General features: G+C 51.4%; 13 protein-coding genes. All 13 read right to left on the bottom strand.

Features of this window, described 5'->3' with window-relative positions; genetic code table 11:
- Nucleotides 1–51 precede the first annotated feature (51 nt).
- Entirely contained in the window at nt 52–2,307 is a 2,256-nt protein-coding gene (locus MKY48_RS01200) for an FAD-dependent oxidoreductase (protein ID WP_339292102.1), read from the bottom strand.
- A gap of 52 nt (nt 2,308–2,359) precedes the next feature.
- Nucleotides 2,360–3,187 carry a carbohydrate ABC transporter permease gene (locus tag MKY48_RS01195; RefSeq protein WP_076322663.1) on the bottom strand — a complete coding sequence of 276 codons (828 nt, stop codon included), beginning with the start codon at nt 3,185–3,187 and terminating at the stop codon, nt 2,360–2,362.
- A gap of 12 nt (nt 3,188–3,199) precedes the next feature.
- A complete protein-coding gene (locus MKY48_RS01190) occupies nt 3,200–4,081 on the bottom strand; it encodes a sugar ABC transporter permease (RefSeq protein ID WP_009593631.1) in 882 nt (293 codons plus the stop codon).
- 211 nt (nt 4,082–4,292) lie between these two features.
- Nucleotides 4,293–5,624, bottom strand: a complete 1,332-nt coding sequence (locus MKY48_RS01185) for an extracellular solute-binding protein (protein WP_339269395.1) — start codon at nt 5,622–5,624, stop codon at nt 4,293–4,295.
- A 156-nt stretch (nt 5,625–5,780) separates the two neighbouring features.
- Entirely contained in the window at nt 5,781–6,587 is an 807-nt protein-coding gene (locus MKY48_RS01180; RefSeq protein WP_339269393.1) for a response regulator, read from the bottom strand.
- 73 nt (nt 6,588–6,660) lie between these two features.
- A complete protein-coding gene (locus tag MKY48_RS01175) occupies nt 6,661–8,445 on the bottom strand; it encodes a histidine kinase (RefSeq protein ID WP_339269391.1) in 1,785 nt (594 codons plus the stop codon).
- A 301-nt stretch (nt 8,446–8,746) separates the two neighbouring features.
- Nucleotides 8,747–10,597, bottom strand: coding sequence for an S-layer homology domain-containing protein (locus MKY48_RS01170; RefSeq protein WP_339292101.1), 1,851 nt, complete (start codon nt 10,595–10,597; stop codon nt 8,747–8,749).
- Between the two features lie 641 nt (nt 10,598–11,238).
- Nucleotides 11,239–12,528: a phosphopyruvate hydratase gene (eno, locus tag MKY48_RS01165; protein WP_071219501.1), complete on the bottom strand. Its 1,290-nt coding sequence runs from the start codon at nt 12,526–12,528 to the stop codon at nt 11,239–11,241.
- Between the two features lie 48 nt (nt 12,529–12,576).
- Complete coding sequence (gene gpmI / locus MKY48_RS01160) at nt 12,577–14,121, bottom strand: 2,3-bisphosphoglycerate-independent phosphoglycerate mutase (RefSeq protein ID WP_100539594.1); 1,545 nt, start codon at nt 14,119–14,121, stop codon at nt 12,577–12,579.
- Nucleotides 14,122–14,874, bottom strand: coding sequence for a triose-phosphate isomerase (gene tpiA, locus MKY48_RS01155; protein WP_213646118.1), 753 nt, complete (start codon nt 14,872–14,874; stop codon nt 14,122–14,124).
- A 76-nt stretch (nt 14,875–14,950) separates the two neighbouring features.
- Entirely contained in the window at nt 14,951–16,132 is a 1,182-nt protein-coding gene (locus MKY48_RS01150; RefSeq protein ID WP_339269386.1) for a phosphoglycerate kinase, read from the bottom strand.
- Nucleotides 16,133–16,326: 194 nt separating this feature from the next.
- Nucleotides 16,327–17,331 carry a type I glyceraldehyde-3-phosphate dehydrogenase gene (gene gap, locus MKY48_RS01145; protein ID WP_098741346.1) on the bottom strand — a complete coding sequence of 335 codons (1,005 nt, stop codon included), beginning with the start codon at nt 17,329–17,331 and terminating at the stop codon, nt 16,327–16,329.
- 99 nt (nt 17,332–17,430) lie between these two features.
- Nucleotides 17,431–18,474: a sugar-binding domain-containing protein gene (locus MKY48_RS01140; RefSeq protein ID WP_339269384.1), complete on the bottom strand. Its 1,044-nt coding sequence runs from the start codon at nt 18,472–18,474 to the stop codon at nt 17,431–17,433.
- Between the last annotated feature and the right edge of the window lie 41 nt (nt 18,475–18,515).

Below are 18,515 nucleotides of genomic sequence, written 5' to 3'. Positions count from 1 at the left end.
CGAAATAAAGCTGGCACCTGATGAATACAGGAGCCAGCTTTTATTTTTTAACTAACAGTAAACCCTCACTTCAATAACCTCGGCATAATCCGAGCCGTTCGTGCTTTCCACCACCAACCGAAGCGCCGTGCTCTGAACAGGCTCCTCCAAACGGTGGACTCTCTTCCGGCGGCGGTTATGCGCCTCCAAGTCAAGCGTAATCCAATTCCCTTCCGAATCCAGCGCCTCTAATCTATAGGCACTGACCAGCTCAGGGATGATATCGAAAGGCGTACGATGATGGTGCAGATTGATCAGATCTTCATTAACGTCATCGTTGAAAATGAGGTGAATCTCACGAATCGTCCGCGCCTCTTCCCATTCCAGCTTCAACCAAGGCGTCTCCCCGTCTGCGATGCGCTCCGATACCCACATATGCGGACCGCCGAACGGACGTTTATAGCCGTCAATGACATGCTCGGGATGATAAGCATCCGTGATGCCGGTCATTCTCAGGCAAAACATTCGGCGAACCCATTTTTTCATGCTCCACTCGACAACGAGCTGGTTGTCGTCATGGTCCTCGAGCTCCTTGGACACCTGCGAGGCAGCACCGCGTTCAAAAGCAAGACATCCGCTGACGGTCCGGGAGGACAGATACAGGGAGAGATCCGGATTGCGACGAACGATGACAAACGCATTCTGCGCTTCTCCCGGCTGCCAATCAACGGGCATGGCTGCCCACTGCTGCGTTCCTGCCTTCACCTGGATCTCCGTCCGGCTCTCCAGCTTGGCGGGCACGTAATTCTCCCTTTTCCCGGTGCTCCAAATTTCTACGGTCAGTTGAGTATCCCGCTTCGCATCGATCAGCCATTCCAGTTCTCCGTTCAGACGCGGATCGGCCGGCATCAGCACGGCGATGTCCCGTTCCAGCGCATAAGAGGCCTCCGCCTCCTCGATCACAATCCTGGACAGGTGGGACGATGCGCTGATCTTGGCGCTTCGTGCCAGATCCCGCGGATCGCGGTTCACCACCTCGAGCACGGAGGCATCCTGCTTCAGCAGCGTCTGCTGAAGCTCCCCGCTCCGGCTGCGCGACAGCTCGCGCGGCGTGATGCCGTGCTGGACGCACAGCGCCGCAGCCGTGCCGGCCGCTTCGCCCAGGACGGCGCAGGTCGCCATGACCCGCGTGGTGCCAAAGGCCACATGGGTGGCGCTGATGTTGCGCCCGGCGAACAACAGGTTGGTCACGTTTGCCGAATACAGGCTGCGGTACGGGATATGGTAATTCCCGTCCGCATGCATATGCTTCGAGCCGCTCTCTTCGGCGTACATGCCCTGCGGCGGATGCAGATCGATCGACCAGCCGCCGAAGGCCACCCGGTCCTCGAACGGCTCCTGGGCCATGATATCGTTCTGCGTGAGCACATAGTCGCCGACAAACCGGCGGTATTCCCGCTTGCCCGGCTGGGCGCCGACCCACTCCAGCGTCATATTGACGGCATCGAATTTGCCGGAATTTTTGATATAGTCCCATATGCCGTAAATGACCGACCACAGCTCATCGCGGATCCGCTCATTGTCATGCACGGTATCGAGCTCCCCGCCCCATTCGATCCACCAGTAATGGCAGCCCGAGTCGCCGCTGCGGATGACCCGCTTGATCGGGATCGGCGTCTGCGTAATATCCTTCGCAAAAACGGGCGGCACGAATTTCACCGGATGTCCGGCGTCCTTGGTGTAGAACAGCAGCGTGCTGCCGAGCGTCACATCGTCCGCCGTTTCCGGCGCCCATTCCTCCCCGTATTCGCTGCGGGCTTCCCGCCCGATCCGGTATTTCGCTCCCGCCAGAAAGCCGACCAGCCCGTCCCCCGTGCAATCCAGGAACACGGGACTCTCAAACCGGATGCGCCGCTCCGAGCCCATCATCCAACCGGTAACCGATCGGATCTGCCGCGCGTCAGAATCACCATCCGCTTCAACCTCATGCACGTCCGTATTCAAGAACAAGGTTATATTCGGCTCGGCCCGTACGGTCTCCAGCACGATCAAATCCCATAGATACGGATTGCCGTCCGGATTCCGGTACTGGTTCTCCACGAACATCTCGCCCATAATGCCGGTTTCCCGGGCATAGCGGTTGATCCCGTGGGCCGTCGCGCCGCAAACCCATACCCGCACCTCGCTGCTGGAGTTGCCCCCCAGCACGGGACGGTTCTGCACGAGTGCTACCTTCTGTCCGAGTCTAGCGGCTGCCACCGCCGCGCATACCCCTGCCAAACCGCCGCCAATCACCGTAATGTCGCTTACTGCCGTTTCGTTTCTCATGCTTCGACTCCTTTCATTTTTGTCCAGCTCATGTGTGGACCTGGATTCTGGGCTATCCTTTTACAGCCGAGCTCGCCACGCCCTGAATGATATATTTCTGACCGATCAGGAACACGAGAATCATCGGAATGATGCCTGCGGTCGCCGCCGCCATCATGCCGTTATAATCCACCGTATTTTCCAGAATGAAATTTTGCAGTCCCAGCGGAACGGTATACAGATCCTGATCGATCAAAAACACCAAAGCGTTCTCGTAATCGTTCCAGTGCCAGGAGAAATCGATAATGGCCAGCGTAGCCAGCGAAGGCTTCGCCATCGGCAGAATGATCCGCGAAAAAATGCGGAAATGTCCTGCTCCGTCGATAAAGGCAGCCTCCGAAATTTCATGCGGTACGGAGAGGAAGAACTGCCGCATCATGAACACCCCGAAAATCGTGAATACGCCCGGCAATATAAGGGCCCAATGCGTGTTGTAGATACCGACCCAGTCGAACATGATGAACTTCGGTACAAACAAGACCTGGGGAGGGACCATCATCATCGACAGATAGATCATGAACATAGCATTCCGTCCCTTAAACTCGATCCGGGCAAAGCCGTAAGCGGCTAAAGCGGACAGCAGTACCGCTCCGACGGTGCTGATCAAGGCGACTTTTAGCGAGTTCAGGTAGTATTGGCCAAAGCTGTTCGCTCCTGTCCACACTTTCACATGATGATCCCACATGAATTGGGCGGGAATCCACTTAATCGGGTATTGGAACACTTCCGCCGGCATCTTGAACGAAGTGCTGATCATCCAGAGGAAAGGAACGATCATAATTACGCTGAAGAACAGCATAATGAGCGTGATGATTATTTTAGTATATAAAGCTTTGGTCATATTCCTTCCTCCTTAATAGTGAACCCAGCGCTTCTGACCGATCCATTGAATGACAGTGAAGATCATGATGATCAAGAACAGCGCCCAGGAGATCGCGGATGCATAACCCATTTCGTAGTAACGGAAGGCGTTTTGGTAAATGAACAGGGACAGCACGGTGGTGCTGTTGCCCGGGCCCCCTTGCGTAATGGCTTGAATGATCCCGAATTGCTTGATGGTCATGATGAGCCCGGTAATCAGCAGAAGGAAGGTTGTAGGGCTGACGAGCGGCCACAAGATGCTGCGAACCGTTTGCCAGGCGCGGGCCCCGTCGATTTTGGCGGCCTCCAGCAGTTCAGTCGAAACCTCTTGCAGAGCGGCTAGGTAGATGATCATGTTATAGCCGAGCATAAACCAGATCCAGATGATGTCGATGGCATACATAGAGGAATCCATGGTGGACAGCCATCCCGGGGGATTGGTAATGCCGAACGACTTGAGGATTCCGTTGATCGGGCCGTTATTCGGATGGAACAGCAGCATCCACACAAAGGCCACGGCGACGCCGCTGGTGATGTAAGGCATGAAATATAAGGCGCGGAGCAGCTTTTTTAAATACACCGAGCGGTTCAAAACTACGGCGACGATAAAAGCCAGTCCAATCGATATAGGAACGGATAACAGAAAGAACAACGTATTTTTGATCGAAATGTAGAAGACCTCGTCGCCCAGCATTTTTTGAATATTGGCCAGACCCACGAACTTCGTGTCCGAGCTCATAAATTTGTAATCCGTAAACATGAGATAGAACGAATACAAGGCTGGCACAATAAAAAACAGCATCACGCCGACCATGTTCGGACCGATAAACAGATAGCCGAGATACTGTTGCCGTTTCATCCAGGATGTTTTCACATAGCCCCACTCCTCTTGGTCTTTTTCATCTCAAGCATAGCAGTCGGGACCAAGCGGGGATAAGGAACAAAACCTTCGAATTTATGCTACAGAAGTATGCAATTGCAGGGTCGTGATTTTTGGCGGCTCCGTAGATTTGTTCTATTATCTCAAGCAAAAAAGGGGACCACCGCTGAAGCGATAGTCCCCTTCTATTAGTGCTGATAACCTCTTATTTGCCCTCTTTTAATAACGTATTATGCCGGTTTACCATGGCTTCTAGAGTTTGATCCAGCGATTGTGCGTCCAGGAAATACTTCTCGTACTCCTGGGCGCGCATATCCATTACCTCTTGCGGCAAGCTCCTTACATACGTAGGCGTTTTGTCTTCGAACATGACATGCATCAGGGAATCCAGGTCATACGTGTCTTTCTTATCCCCGAGCAGGCTGTTTAACGCTTCTTCCTGATTGGCGTCCTTCGATGCAGGCAATCTTCCGCCAGCAGCCATAGGAGCCATGCCTCCGTCCGCATACCACTTCAGGAATTCCCAAGCTTCCGCTTGCTTTTTGGATTTGGCATTAATGGAGATGTAATCCCCGAGACCGCCCCTTGTCACGTAATTGTCTGCACTGTCCGTCAGTCTCGGCACTTGTGCGAATGCGATGGTGAAGTCGCGCGGGAAATCGGTAAAGTTGTTCGAGCTTCGCAGGAGCCAGGCCCCGATATTCAACATAGGCACTTCTCCGCTCAAGAACACTTGCTCCACCGGCATTTTGGAAGTCAGCTGCTCTCCGAGCGGCGGCGTGGTCTTGTCTTCCTTCATCATGACCTTCAGCGTTTCCAGCCATTTTTTGACCAGCGGGTGGTCCAGATTCGAAGTTCCGTCCGCCTTGGTATACCCCTCTTGCGATAACACCGAATCAATCGGATCGACGAAAGGCTCCATATTTTGAATAAACCCGTAGTTATTACCGACTTTGAGTTTCTTGGCATATTCGCGCAGTTCATCCCACGTCCAATCCTTCGGAACGGGCAGGCCCGCTGCATCGAGGGCTTCCTTGTTCAGCGCGACGAAGAACGCACTCTTCGTGGTCGGCATTCCATAATACTTCCCGTTGATTTTCCAGCCTTCGGCGTCAGGTCCCATTTTCTCGTCAATATTGTAATCGTTGAATTGGCTCAGATCCAAGGCTAGGTTGGACTCCACCCGTTTGGACGTTTGGGAAAGCGTGTAATTTACGAACAGGTCTACATCCTGGCCCGTAATCATGGCAGTATCGAGCTTCAGGTTTCCGTCATCGTCATTGACGTAGCGCACATATTCGACTTGAACATCCGGATGCTCAGCATTCCATGCATCAATGACTTCTTGCGGTCCCGCTTCCGGCGGTACGCCGCCCCACATGGTTAGTTTGATCGGTTCGCCCGATGAAGGCGCTTTCGAATTGTCCGTTCCTTGTCCCTCACTTGCGGATGACGGTTCCTTACCACCGCAACCGGCGAGAAGACCCAATAGCATGATACCGATGAGAAGCATCGCCCATCCCTTTTTATTTTTCATATTAGAGACCTCCCAGAAAATCATAATGGTTTTGATGATGCCCTCTCATCGTAGCAGGGAACGGGAGCCGCTTTTAAGCTACATATCCATTCAGATGATGGAACAAAATGATGGAATTCCTGTTTCGGCGAATCCTATGTCTTGCATAGAATCGTTCTATTTGAGGTCTTTGCTATGTTGTCTGTATTTACTCGGCGTGAATCCGGTCAATCGCTTAAAGATTTTAATAAAATAATTGTCGTTCACGAACCCCACCCGAAGGCTGATCTCGTGAACAGGGAGGTCGGTTTGAAGCAAATACGCGATGGCTTTATCCACCCGGACCTGGTGCAAATAATGAATCAAGGTGCGTCCGGTCTTTTTCTTGAAGAGCGCGCTGACGTAATTTTCGCCCATCATCACGTAGCCAGACATCGATTTCACCGTAATGTCCTGCTCGTAGTGCTCATGGATATACTGCAGTATCTTCTGTACTTCCGGGTGCGACGTAATTTCCCTTGGGGAGGGATGATGTGCCGGCTGTGACGGCATCGTCTCCGTGGGCACGACCGGAATCGGAACAGGTTGGCTCGGGTTCGGGTTATTCTTCGCCAGCTCGACGTTCATTTTGTGCAGCGTTTCCCGCAGCGTATTCACGCTCATTGACAGCTTCAAGATATAGTTGGATGCACCATATTCCATCGCCTGCCGGACATACTCGAAATCACTCATGCAGGTCAGCATCACGAACCGCGAGGCGTACCCCTCTTCCCGGGTTCTGCGGAGGAGCTCCACGCCGTCCATCTCCGGCATCACGATATCAGTCAGCACGAGATCGGGCGGGTTGCTCCGGATCATCTCCAGCGCCTCGGCACCGTTGCCTGCCTCTCCCGCCACCTTGAATCCAAGCTCCTCCCACGCGATGATCTCCCGTACGGACTCTCGCACGAACACCTCATCCTCCACCAGCAGCACCTTCCACATAGGTCTCCCCTCCTCGTAGCTTTTAAAATCCCGTTCCAGCCCGCACAGGCCGAAGCGCCGAATAATCTGCCCGTTATGATGAAATCAAGTGTTCATTCTGATAGGGTGTTGAGATTAACAATGGGATAGAGAACCGAATCCTCGTTCCCAGCTCCGAAGAAATAATCTCCATGCTGCCCTCTTCTTTAAACAGCAGCCGAAGCAGCTCCTGTACATTGCTAAGACCGATGCCCGGCCGTTTACGCATCCCGTTCGCCTGCCGGGACTGCTCCATGCCGACGCCGTTGTCCTTGATCTCAACCGCCAGCCGGTTCGGCCCCTCCCGGATAACCGTAATTTCAATGAGGCCCTCCTGCTCCGGCAGCGGCCCGATTCCGTGCAGGATGGCATTCTCCACGAGCGGCTGCAGACAAAGCTTTGGCACAAGCGCATAGAGAATGTCCTCATCATACGCAAAGGTCACCTCAAAACGGTGATTGTAACGCACCTGCTGAATATGCACATAGGCCTGCACCAGCTCGATTTCATCCTTCAGGTGCACCAGATCTTTCTCCGTATTCAGACTCGCCTCCAGCAGTTTGCCGAGAGACAGGGTGATATTGGTGATATCGTCATTTCCATGACGGATGGCAATCCACTTGACCGTATTTAGCGTGTTGAGCAGAAAATGCGGGTTCATCTGGGCCAGCAGCATATGAAAATGCACCGCTTCCTTCTGCCTTTCCTCGGCCTTCAATCGCTGAATCAGCACATCCATGTCGTCGAGCATGGAATTAAACGTCTGCGTCAATTCCAGAATCTCACCTCGAAACTTACGCTCGGGCAGTCGGATTTTCAGATTTTTGCGGACAACCGCCTTCATCTTATTCTGCAAATGAGATAACGGCCGGGTAATCGTGGCTGCAATGATGAAGGTCATGATAAGAAACGCGCCGGTCAGCAGGAAAAAGGTCATAAAATATTGGCGCTTCAGTTCCTCAATCTCGTTAAAAAGCACCGTCAGCGGAATCCGGTTCACGATATACCAGTCCAGCGACTCCACGTAAATATAATTCACCAGGGTGTTCGAAGCTTTGTCGATAAAATACTTCTGCCTAGGCTCGGCTGCAATCCTGGCTTTCACCTCGCTTGTCAGACTGCTGTTCAGGATCGATTGGGATACGTTCTCGCCGGCGCTCGTAATCAAAAAATATTCCTGTCGCAGCGTCGACTGCTTCATTACAGATTGAAACCAAAAGGAGTAATCGATGCTGATCCGGGCCATGCCGTACGGCTTGTTGCGGGGAGTTTCCATGTAAGCGTACAGCGACAGCAGGTAAGGGCTCGTGGAGATATCCCTCAGTACGTAATTCGCATCGCTCGAAACCCAGTGATACGACACGCCCTCCATCTGTTCCCTATCAAATCCAGGGTTGTCCCGCAGCTTTCTGTAATCGAGGGCCTCCCTGGGAGAATATGAAGTGTAAGCGTTACCATGAAAATCGAGAATCGTGAAGTAGACCGACGGATTATACAGGAAAAAGCTGTTGTTCAAATTTTTGAACTTTTCCTCCATCAGGTTTTTGTTCTCGAGTCCTTGTCGCTGCCCGGGATGGGTCAGCACGGAGGCCACCGTCGAATCCTGCTCTAGAAAGATCAGCGTTTTAAAGGCCACGCTCAACTGATCCTCAAGCGTTCGATACATCTGCTCCAGCTGGCTGTGGCTCTGCTGGCTGATTTTCTCCTGGACCAAGGTCTCGATCCGCTGGTAGTTGTACAAATTCAAAATGCCGAAAGGCAGCAGTATGACCAGAACGAACGCGGCAAACAGACGGTATTTCAGCTTGTGTGGAAACAGGAATCGTATTCGGTTCAGCACCCTCCCGCACTCTCCTTTTCGCTCGCTTGTTCTTCAATTATATCAGCACCGGTTCGCTTGAGAATGGGAATGCCTGAAATTGCATGGATATGTGCGGTCGATGCCAAGGGCAAGCGCAGTGGATGTGTAGATTTGTTCTATTTTTATCAGACAAAAAGACCAAACTCTCCGGAAAGAGCTTGGCCTTCATCTACTGCATCAACACATTTCGTGCTCAAGCGCGTTAACGATCACGCCCGCTAACGTCGAGGTCAGCCACTCTCGATCATGCGGGCCACGTTTGATATCGGATTTAAAAAACTTACTTTTCCATCAGCATTTCAAAGCAATTTAACAGCAGCACATACGTCTGCTCGAAGGTGAGCTCGCCTTTCGGGTTGAACTGATTCTTGGCCATGCCGTTCATTAAAGAGAGGTTTATCGCTTGGTATACTTGTTCCTTCGCCCATGGCGAGATGTTGCTATCGTCCGCGAACAGCGAAGCCGCAGCTGATCCGGTTGACGCCGGTCTGCCTTTCAATTCATTTGTCTTGGCATACACCTGAAGGATCAGCGCGGCAGCCTGTTCTCTGGTGATGGTCGCTCGCGGCGAGAAGGATTGCGGCGATGTGCCGTTGATGATGCCGTTTTGGCTTGCCCACGTCACGGTCCAATCATCGACGTCCTTAAATGGGGGCTTAACGCCAGAGACATCCATATAAAGATCCTGTCCCAGCATGGTTTCGATCATATGTACCGCCATCTCCGTAAACTCCACTCTGGTGATCGGCTGCTGGTAGGATCGGTCAAACGACCAGCCGATAATGCCATTCGCTTTTGCCTTCATGTAATCCGCTTGAGCCCAGTTGCTCACTTTGCCATTAGCCGGACCATCATTCACGTTAACGTAGACCAGGCTTCTCGCCCCCAGATAATCATTGGCAGAGATCCATGTCGATCCCTTGCCTACGGCTTTGACCTTGCCGTTTGCATCTATCTCAACGATCCGGTTATCTCCGCTCTTGAACGTATTGCCACTGGTCTGAAGTCCGCCAGTGAGGCCCATTTGAAGGGTTTGCCCCTTTTGGAGCTGAATATCGTAGCGGGCCAATAAACCAGGCATCATTTTGAAAAACGTCGTGGTGAGCTCAACCTGTGCCGTGCTTCCGGAAGCGGTATATAGCCCCGTGATCTGAACGGTGAAGGCATCGTCCGGCGCAAAATCGCCTATGCTGTCAGGCCTAAAAATGACGGCAAACGGCACGCCGTAATAGCTGGTCTGCACATTGAAATATTTGCCCGATTTATCGTTGTCGCTCTTGTCAAAGCTCCACTCTTTCCCGTCCCTCACACGGGTCAATTTCACTTGAATCTGATCCGTTCTGGTCCGGTCATACTTTTGCGGGTTCAACGACACCGACCATGGATCGTTTGTCTTAAAAACCTCTTCCGGAAAATATCCTGCAGACGGCCAGGAGATGTAATCATATTGAACTTCGGAAGCTGCGCGGCCCTTGTCCATCGCGTACATCGACGCATAGGCAACGTTGTTGGATGTATGTACCATTCCGAACATGGTCTGTTTCATCTCCGGATTGATAATCCACCGGCGGTGTCCGACGCGGTCGATATTCGTAGCCCCGCTATCCGCCATATAACCAAGGACATTGTCATAAAAGGTCGGGCTGCCGCCGTAAAGGTTGCTTGTCCTCGCGCCTTCCTTCGCTGAAGCGTACAGCGAATCGTCCATGCCCGCCGGCATGGTTGGATAATGGTTCAGCTTTTGATGCAGGGCGTTCACAAGCGCTGTCGCCTGCTGCTGCCCTGCAAGCGAAGGGTTGGCTGTCACGTCATCCGGCAGGCCGGATAGGTATCTTACAAAGTTGACGGCCCGAATGCCGTCCTCGATATATTCCGGTTTTATCGTCCCTGCCTTATAGGGTACGGCGACGCTTGGCGATTCCATGTAAATTCGTTCAGGCCCCATATAGGATGTGCCAGTATCCATCGGTTTGAACTGCTGCCATTTATTCAGGATATCCTGCTTCGTCCGTTCTCCCGTCAGCTGCTGAACGTCAGCTGCATGGGCATCGGGGGCCCATAAGACTGCTGCGACGAGCATAGCCGCAGGAAAAATCGGCCATTTTCTCGATCGTTGGAGTGATCGTGTCATAGATTCAAGCCACCTTACTTGTAGTATTTTTCCTATAACTTCCGTCTTCATCATTATAACGGCAAATATAGGAAACTTGAACTATAAAAAAGATAGGCGTTTAGATCTACTAGAGTATCATGGTAGCTCCACACCTCTTCCCCGCTCAGGTGCGAATATCGGTGGAGGAGCAACGCGTTCGCCTTTAAAATCGGGAAGCTTCCTTAAACCTATTTCATTCCTGCTTCCCGAGTTTAACAGCGACCGGAGCCGATATTCGCACGACCCCACGTCACGATAACAGAGAGCCGCCCTTCCCTTTCTCCCCCTCCCACACTCAAAAGCCCAGCTCATGTAACCTAACATGAGCTGGGCTTTCTTTGCACTCCTACGAGATGCCCCCAAGAGGCTGCACACCTCTCCCCTGCTCAGGTGCGTATATCGGGTGGAGGAGCAACGCGTTCGCCTTTAAAATCGGGAAGCTTCCTTAAACCTATTTCATTCCTGCTTCCCGATTTTAACAGCGACCGGAACCGATATACGCACCGTCCCACAGCACCATATCAGAGTGTGCAGCCACTCCCTCCCCCAGACATCCCTCAAGTTAATGCAAAAAAGCCCAGCTCCCCCAAAAGCAGGAGCTGGGCTTTCTATTATTTCAATTATTTGCGCTTCAAGTTGTAGAACGACTTCAAGCCGTTGTATTGAGCAAGTTCACCCAATTGATCTTCGATGCGAAGCAATTGGTTGTATTTTGCCACACGGTCTGTACGGGAAGGAGCACCCGTTTTGATCTGACCTGCGTTCGTAGCTACTGCGATATCAGCGATCGTGCTGTCCTCGGACTCACCGGAACGGTGGGAGATTACAGCCGTGTATCCTGCGCGTTTTGCCATTTCGATCGCATCGAATGTTTCAGTCAATGTACCGATTTGGTTAACTTTGATCAGGATGGAGTTACCGATGCCTTCGTTGATACCTTTTTCCAGACGCTCGGTGTTGGTAACGAACAGGTCGTCACCCACGAGTTGAATTTTGTTACCCAATTTCTCGGTGAGCAATTTCCAACCTTCCCAATCGTCCTCGGAGCATCCGTCTTCGATGGTTACGATCGGGTATTTGTCTACCCAAGAAGCGAGCAAGTCCACGAATTCTGCCGGCGTGAAGGATTTGCCTTCGCCTTCCAGAACATACTTGCCATCTTTGAAGAACTCGGTGGAAGCAACGTCCATACCCAGCAATACATCTTCGCCTGGCTTGTAGCCGGCTTTTTCGATCGCTTCGATGATGGAAGACAGTGCATCTTCGTTGGATGTGAAGTTAGGAGCGAAGCCGCCTTCGTCACCAACCGCCGTGTTCAGGCCTTTGCCCTTCAGAACGGATTTCAAGTTGTGGAAGATTTCAGCACCCATGCGAAGCGCTTCTTTGAAGCTAGGAGCGCCAACAGGCAATACCATGAACTCTTGAACGTCAACGTTGTTGTCCGCGTGAGCGCCACCGTTCACGATGTTCATCATAGGTACTGGAAGTTGTTTGGCGTTGAATCCGCCAAGGTAAACGTACAATGGAAGATCCAATGCATCAGCAGCAGCGCGAGCTACAGCCATGGATACGGCCAGAATTGCGTTCGCGCCCAGTTTGCCTTTGTTTGGCGTACCGTCCAAAGCGATCATCAGCTTGTCGATGCCGAGCTGGTCCAGAGCGTCCATGCCGATCACTTCAGGAGCGATAATTTCGTTCACGTTCTCAACGGCTTTCAGAACGCCTTTGCCCAGGTAACGGGATTTGTCGTCGTCGCGAAGCTCAACGGCTTCGTGAACGCCAGTGGAAGCACCGGATGGAACGATCGCGCGACCGATTGCACCGGATTCCAGGTATACTTCAACCTCTACGGTTGGATTGCCGCGGGAGTCAAGGACTTCGCGTGCATATACATCAGAAATAATAGTCATGTGTATAGTCTCCTTTTAATGTTATGTTTATGTTCCATTATGAACTACTTATTTACGTGCTGCAATCATGGAGGTTCCCGTCATTTCGTCCGGCTTCGGCAGCCCCATCAGATCGAGAATCGTTGGCGCGATGTCGGCGAGAATACCGCCTTCACGCAGCGTTACATTCTCATCCGTTACGATGAACGGAACCGGGTTCGTGGTATGGGCGGTGAATGGACGTCCATTCTCATCAAATACCATGTCCGCATTTCCGTGGTCAGCGGTGATCAGAACAACCCCGCCTTTTGCTAAAACAGCCTCAACGACCTTACCGACACACTCATCCGTCGTCTCAACGGCTTTAATCGTCGGCTCCAGCATACCGGAATGGCCTACCATGTCCGGGTTCGCGAAGTTCAAAATAATCGCATCATGCTTATCCGCTTCGATTTCTCTCACACAAGCATCCGCCACTTCATAAGCGCTCATCTCCGGTTTCAGATCGTACGTCGCCACTTTCGGCGAGTTGATCAGTACGCGTGTTTCGCCTGGAAGCTCAACATCGCGTCCACCGCTGAAGAAGAACGTGACGTGTGGATACTTTTCGGTTTCCGCAATACGAAGCTGCTTCTTGTTGTGCTGAACCAGCACTTCGCCTAGCGTGTTGTCGAGATTCTTCGGTTTGTAGGCGACGAAGCCTTCCACCGTCTCGCTGAACAGCGTCAAGCAGACAAAATGCAAGTTTTGCGGGAACTTCGGTCCACGTTCAAAGCCACGGAAATCATTATTCGTAAACACCTGGGACAGCTGAATCGCACGGTCAGGACGGTAGTTCAGGAAGATGACGGAATCTCCGCTCTCCACCAGACTAACCGGCTCGCCTTCACCATTCACCATTACGGTCGGTTCAACGAATTCATCGTAAACCGATTTCTCGTAAGATTCAGTGATGGCTTTCAGCGGATCCGTATATTTAGGTCCTTCGCCATACACCATGGCACGGTAAGCTTTCTCGACACGATCCCAACGCTTGTCGCGGTCCATCGCATAATAACGACCGGAAAGCGTAGCGATTTGGCCAACGCCCACTTCTTCAATCTTCGCAATCAGATCCTTAACGAACTGCTTGCCGCTGTCCGGTGCCACGTCGCGTCCATCCATGAAGCCATGGATGTATACGTCATGGAAATCTTCCTTTTTGCAAAGATCCAGCATGGCGAACATATGCTCAATATGACTGTGAACGCCGCCGTCGGATACCAGTCCGTACAGATGCAGCTTCTTGTTGTTGTTCTTGGCAGCGCGAACGGCTTCCACCAACGTTTCGTTCTCGAAGAACTCTCCTTCACGAATCGACTTCGTGATACGGGTCAAGTCCTGATACACAATCCGGCCTGCGCCGATGTTCAAGTGACCCACTTCGGAGTTCCCCATTTGACCTTCCGGCAAGCCTACGGCTTCACCGCAAGCGGTCAACGTGGTGTTCGGGTACTGCTTCAAATACCGGTCGTAGTTAGGCTTGTTCGCTTGTGCGACCGCATTGCCCACCTCGGTGTTCCGAAGACCGAAACCGTCCATGATGATCAGAGCTACAGGTTTTGGAGCAGACATTTACTTCGCCCCCTCAACGAGTGCGATGTAGGAAGCCGGTTGTAGACTTGCACCACCAACGAGCGCGCCGTCGATGTCACTTTGTCCCATATACTCCGCTACATTTTCAGGCTTCACGCTACCGCCGTATTGAATGCGAACTTGGTCTGCAACGGTTTCACCATACAGCCCTTTAACGAGTTCACGGATGTATGCGATAACTTCGTTCGCGTCCTCTGCCGTAGAGGATTTGCCCGTTCCGATCGCCCAGATTGGCTCATAAGCAATAACAACATGAATCGCTTGATCAGCCGGAACACCTGCGAACGCAGCTTCTGTTTGTACCTTGCACACGTCTTTGGTTTGGCCAGCTTCGCGTTCTTCCAGCTTTTCGCCAACGCATACGATTGGAAGAAGACCATGACGGAATGCCGCATGTACCTTTTTGTTCACGATCTCATCCGTTTCAGCAAAGTACTGACGACGCTCGGAATGTCCAATAATGACATAGTCCACGCCCAAATCTTTCAGCATCAAACCGCTGATTTCACCAGTAAAGGCGCCATTATCTTCAAAATGAAGGTTTTGTGCACCGATTTTGATGTTCGTGCCCTTGGCCGCTTCAACCAATGCAGGAAGATTGGTAAATGGCGCGCAGATCACGCTTTCCACGCCTTCTACTTCCGCTTTGCCTTTCACATCTTCAATAAATGAAGTTGCTTCCGGAACAGTTTTGAACATTTTCCAATTACCAGCTATGATAGGTGTTCTCACACGATTCACTCCTTTATTCCCCCGAAGAATCGGGGTCCAAACTTCTTCATCCACTTGCTATCCAATGTGCCTAATTCTATTTATCGTTCAATGCCACAACACCAGGAAGTGCTTTGCCTTCCATGAACTCAAGAGATGCACCGCCGCCTGTCGAGATGTGATTCATCTTGTCGGCAAGGCCGAATTTCTCCGCAGCTGCAGCCGAGTCGCCGCCGCCGATAATCGTGTAAGCTTCCGTATCCGCACAGGCTTGTGCCACTTCACGAGTACCGTTGCTGAACGGAGCGATTTCGAATACGCCCATAGGACCGTTCCACACGACAAGTTTGGAGTTCTTGATCACTTCTGCATACTTGGCGCGAGTCTTAGGACCGATGTCAACGCCTTCCCAATCGGCAGGAATGCCGTCGATATCAACGATCTTAGTATTCGCATCTGCACTGAACTCGTCCGTAACGACGATATCTTCCGGCAGGTAGAAGTTTTTGCCCAGCTCTTTAGCTTTCTCGATGAAACCAAGTGCAACATCAAGCTTATCTTTATCAAGCAGAGATTGACCGATTTCATGGCCTTGAGCTTTGAAGAACGTGTAAGCAAGTCCACCGCCGATGATGACATTGTCAGCAAGCGTAAGCAGGTTGTCGATCACGTCGATTTTGTCCTTAACCTTCGATCCACCGATGATGGCGGTAAAAGGACGGTCCGGATTCGAAAGGGCTTTGCCGAGAACGGACAGCTCTTTCTCCATCAACAATCCTGATACTGCCGGGAGATGATGAGCGATACCTTCTGTCGAAGCGTGCGCACGGTGAGCAGCACCAAACGCGTCATTCACGAACAGATCAGCAAGCTCAGCGAATTGCTTCGCAAGTTCCGGATCATTCTTCTCTTCACCAGGGTAAAAACGAACATTTTCAAGCACGAGCACATCGCCGTTTTGCAGCTTCTCTATCTGCGCTTTAACCGCTTCTCCTACCGCTTCATCCGCCTTGGCTACCGGTTTACCGAGCAGCTCGGACAGACGCTGACTTGCCGGAGTCAGGCGCAAAGATTCAACGACCTCTCCTTTTGGACGGCCCATGTGGCTGGCCAGGATGACTTTCGCTCCTTGCTCTACCAAATATTTAATGGTCGGCAAAGTCTCGCGAATACGAGTGTCGTCTGTAATTTTACCATCTTCGAGCGGTACATTGAAATCGACGCGGACAAACACCCGTTTGCCACTTACTTCTACATCACGTACACTTTTCTTGTTCATCTCCACGTTCCTCCTAAGAAAACTATTCTCCTCACCGACAGCATGCAGTTGCTCTCGTTTCTCTCTCTATCGCTAACCAGCGCCCGGATCTTGTCTATTCTTCCCAGTGCTCTGGCATGAAAACAAGGAAAAACCATGAACCAAAGAGGAGACCCGTGAAACGGAACTCCTCTTCGATTGTATGGCTAGATCAATTACAGACCTTTGCTTGCGATGTAAGCAGCGAGGTCAACGACACGGTTGGAGTAGCCCCACTCGTTGTCATACCAAGAAACAACTTTCACCATGTTGTCGCCAACTACCATAGTGGAGAGCGAATCGATAGTGGAAGAAGCTGGGTCGCCATTGTAGTCGCTGGATACAAGCGGCTCTTCGGAGTAGTTCAAGATGCCTTTGAGCGGGCCTTCAGCAGCTGCTTTCAGAGCTCCGTTTACATCTTCAAGTGTTACGTTTTTGGACAGCTCAACTACGAGGTCCGTTACAGAAACGTTCTTCGTAGGTACACGCATAGCCATACCGTTCAATTTACCTTTCAATTGTGGCAGAACGAGGCTAACCGCTTTAGCAGCACCTGTTGTGGATGGAATGATGTTTTCAGCAGCTGCACGAGCACGACGCAGATCTTTGTGCGGAAGATCAAGCACTTGCTGGTCATTCGTGTAGGAGTGAACCGTAGTCATCATACCTTTAACGATACCGAACTTCTCGTCAAGAACTTTAGCAAAAGGAGCCAAGCAGTTGGTTGTACAAGAAGCGTTGGAGATTACAGTATGGTTAGCTGCATCGTATTTGTCTTCGTTAACGCCCATAACGATGGTGATATCTTCGTCAGTTGCTGGAGCGGAGATGATAACTTTCTTAGCGCCGCCTTTCAAGTGAGCGGAAGCTTTGTCTTTCGCTGTGAAAATACCAGTGGATTCTACAACGATTTCAACGCCATACTCAGCCCAAGGCAATGCTTCTGGGTTACGCTCAGCGAATACTTTCACTTCACGGCCGTTTACAACGAGTGCGCCTTCTTTAGCTTCAACTGTTGCATTAAGTCTTCCGTGAGTTGTGTCATATTTCAAAAGGTGTGCCAGCGTTTTTACGTCCGTCAAATCGTTGATTGCCACGATTTCAACTTCGCTGTTGTTCAGCGCAGCGCGGAACACGTTACGTCCAATACGTCCAAAACCGTTAATACCTACTTTAACCATGAGTAGTTCCCTCCATATTTGTAAAATTTATATATTCAAGATTGGCCGTTAAGCCAATCAAGACAACAATAATGAAAAATCAGTTGTACGCCCGTGGATTCAAATACCGGCGTCAATCTCCTTCTCGACTTCCAGTGCAGCTGCTTCATCGGTAACGAGAATATCCTCATGTCCGAATTTTAGCACCGCGTGAATCGCCTTGCCCTTGCCTTGCCCTCCAGCAATGCCGATGATCGTCTCTGTCTGCATAATATCCTCAAGCCGAAGCCCAAGGGTAAGCATTTTGTGGACAACTTCACCATCTTCACTAAAGTAGTAGCCAAAGGATTCCGCAATCGCGCCATCTGCCTGCAAGTTCTGAATAGAGTTTTCATCCAGCTTCCGCCTTCTTGCCATTTCCATGGCATCTCCGATGCCGTGAATAATGACTCGGCAGCGCCTGATCACATCCACAATTTCCTGGATATGCTGATCTTGCACCAAAGACTGGTAGGCATCTTCGCCTAGCAGATCTGGTACATGAAGTAATCGGTACTCAGCCCCCACACGCTTTGCCATCTTGGAGGCAATGGTGTTCGCTTGAATCTCGACACTCTCCCCGAGACCGCCCCGGGCAGGCACAAACCAAGTGCTTGTCAGCGGTTCGCCACCAGGTAAAGAGGACATCTGCTCTGCTACTTCGGCGAGCGTGGAGCCGCCTGTTACGGCGATCGTATCTCCATCCTTTACAAAGCTTAGCAGCGTTCTTGCTCCGGCACGGCCAAGCTCGCGTTTGACTTCCGGAGATAACTCACTGTCACCGGGAATAATGACCACTTTACGAAGCCCGTAAGCCTGACGAATCTTCTCTTCCAGTTCAACCAGTCCGAATAACTCATTCATAACCGGTTCGAGTTCCTCCAGCAAGCATATCCCTGAGCTGCTGATCCGCATGCCAAGCGTTTCAATCTCGATTAGCCCCTGCGCTTTCAGAAGATCAGTCTCTGCTCTGAGGACACGCTCGGTCATCGAGAGTGATGAAGCCAATGTTCTTCGGCCAACAATTCCGGACAGCTTGATCTGATGAAGGATGGAATATCTTCGTTTAAGAATTTCCATCAGATCCGGCAGAAGCTGCTCTTGTATTTCTAATAGGTTACGCATGCATTCCACTCCTGCAAACTTCGTCTCGGCTCTCCTCTACC

This window comes from Paenibacillus sp. FSL W8-0187, from assembly GCF_037969755.1.
Lineage (GTDB): Bacteria > Bacillota > Bacilli > Paenibacillales > Paenibacillaceae > Paenibacillus_AQ.
The sequence above is the reverse complement of the archived record's forward strand: the minus strand, read 5'-3'. Positions and strand labels throughout refer to the sequence as shown.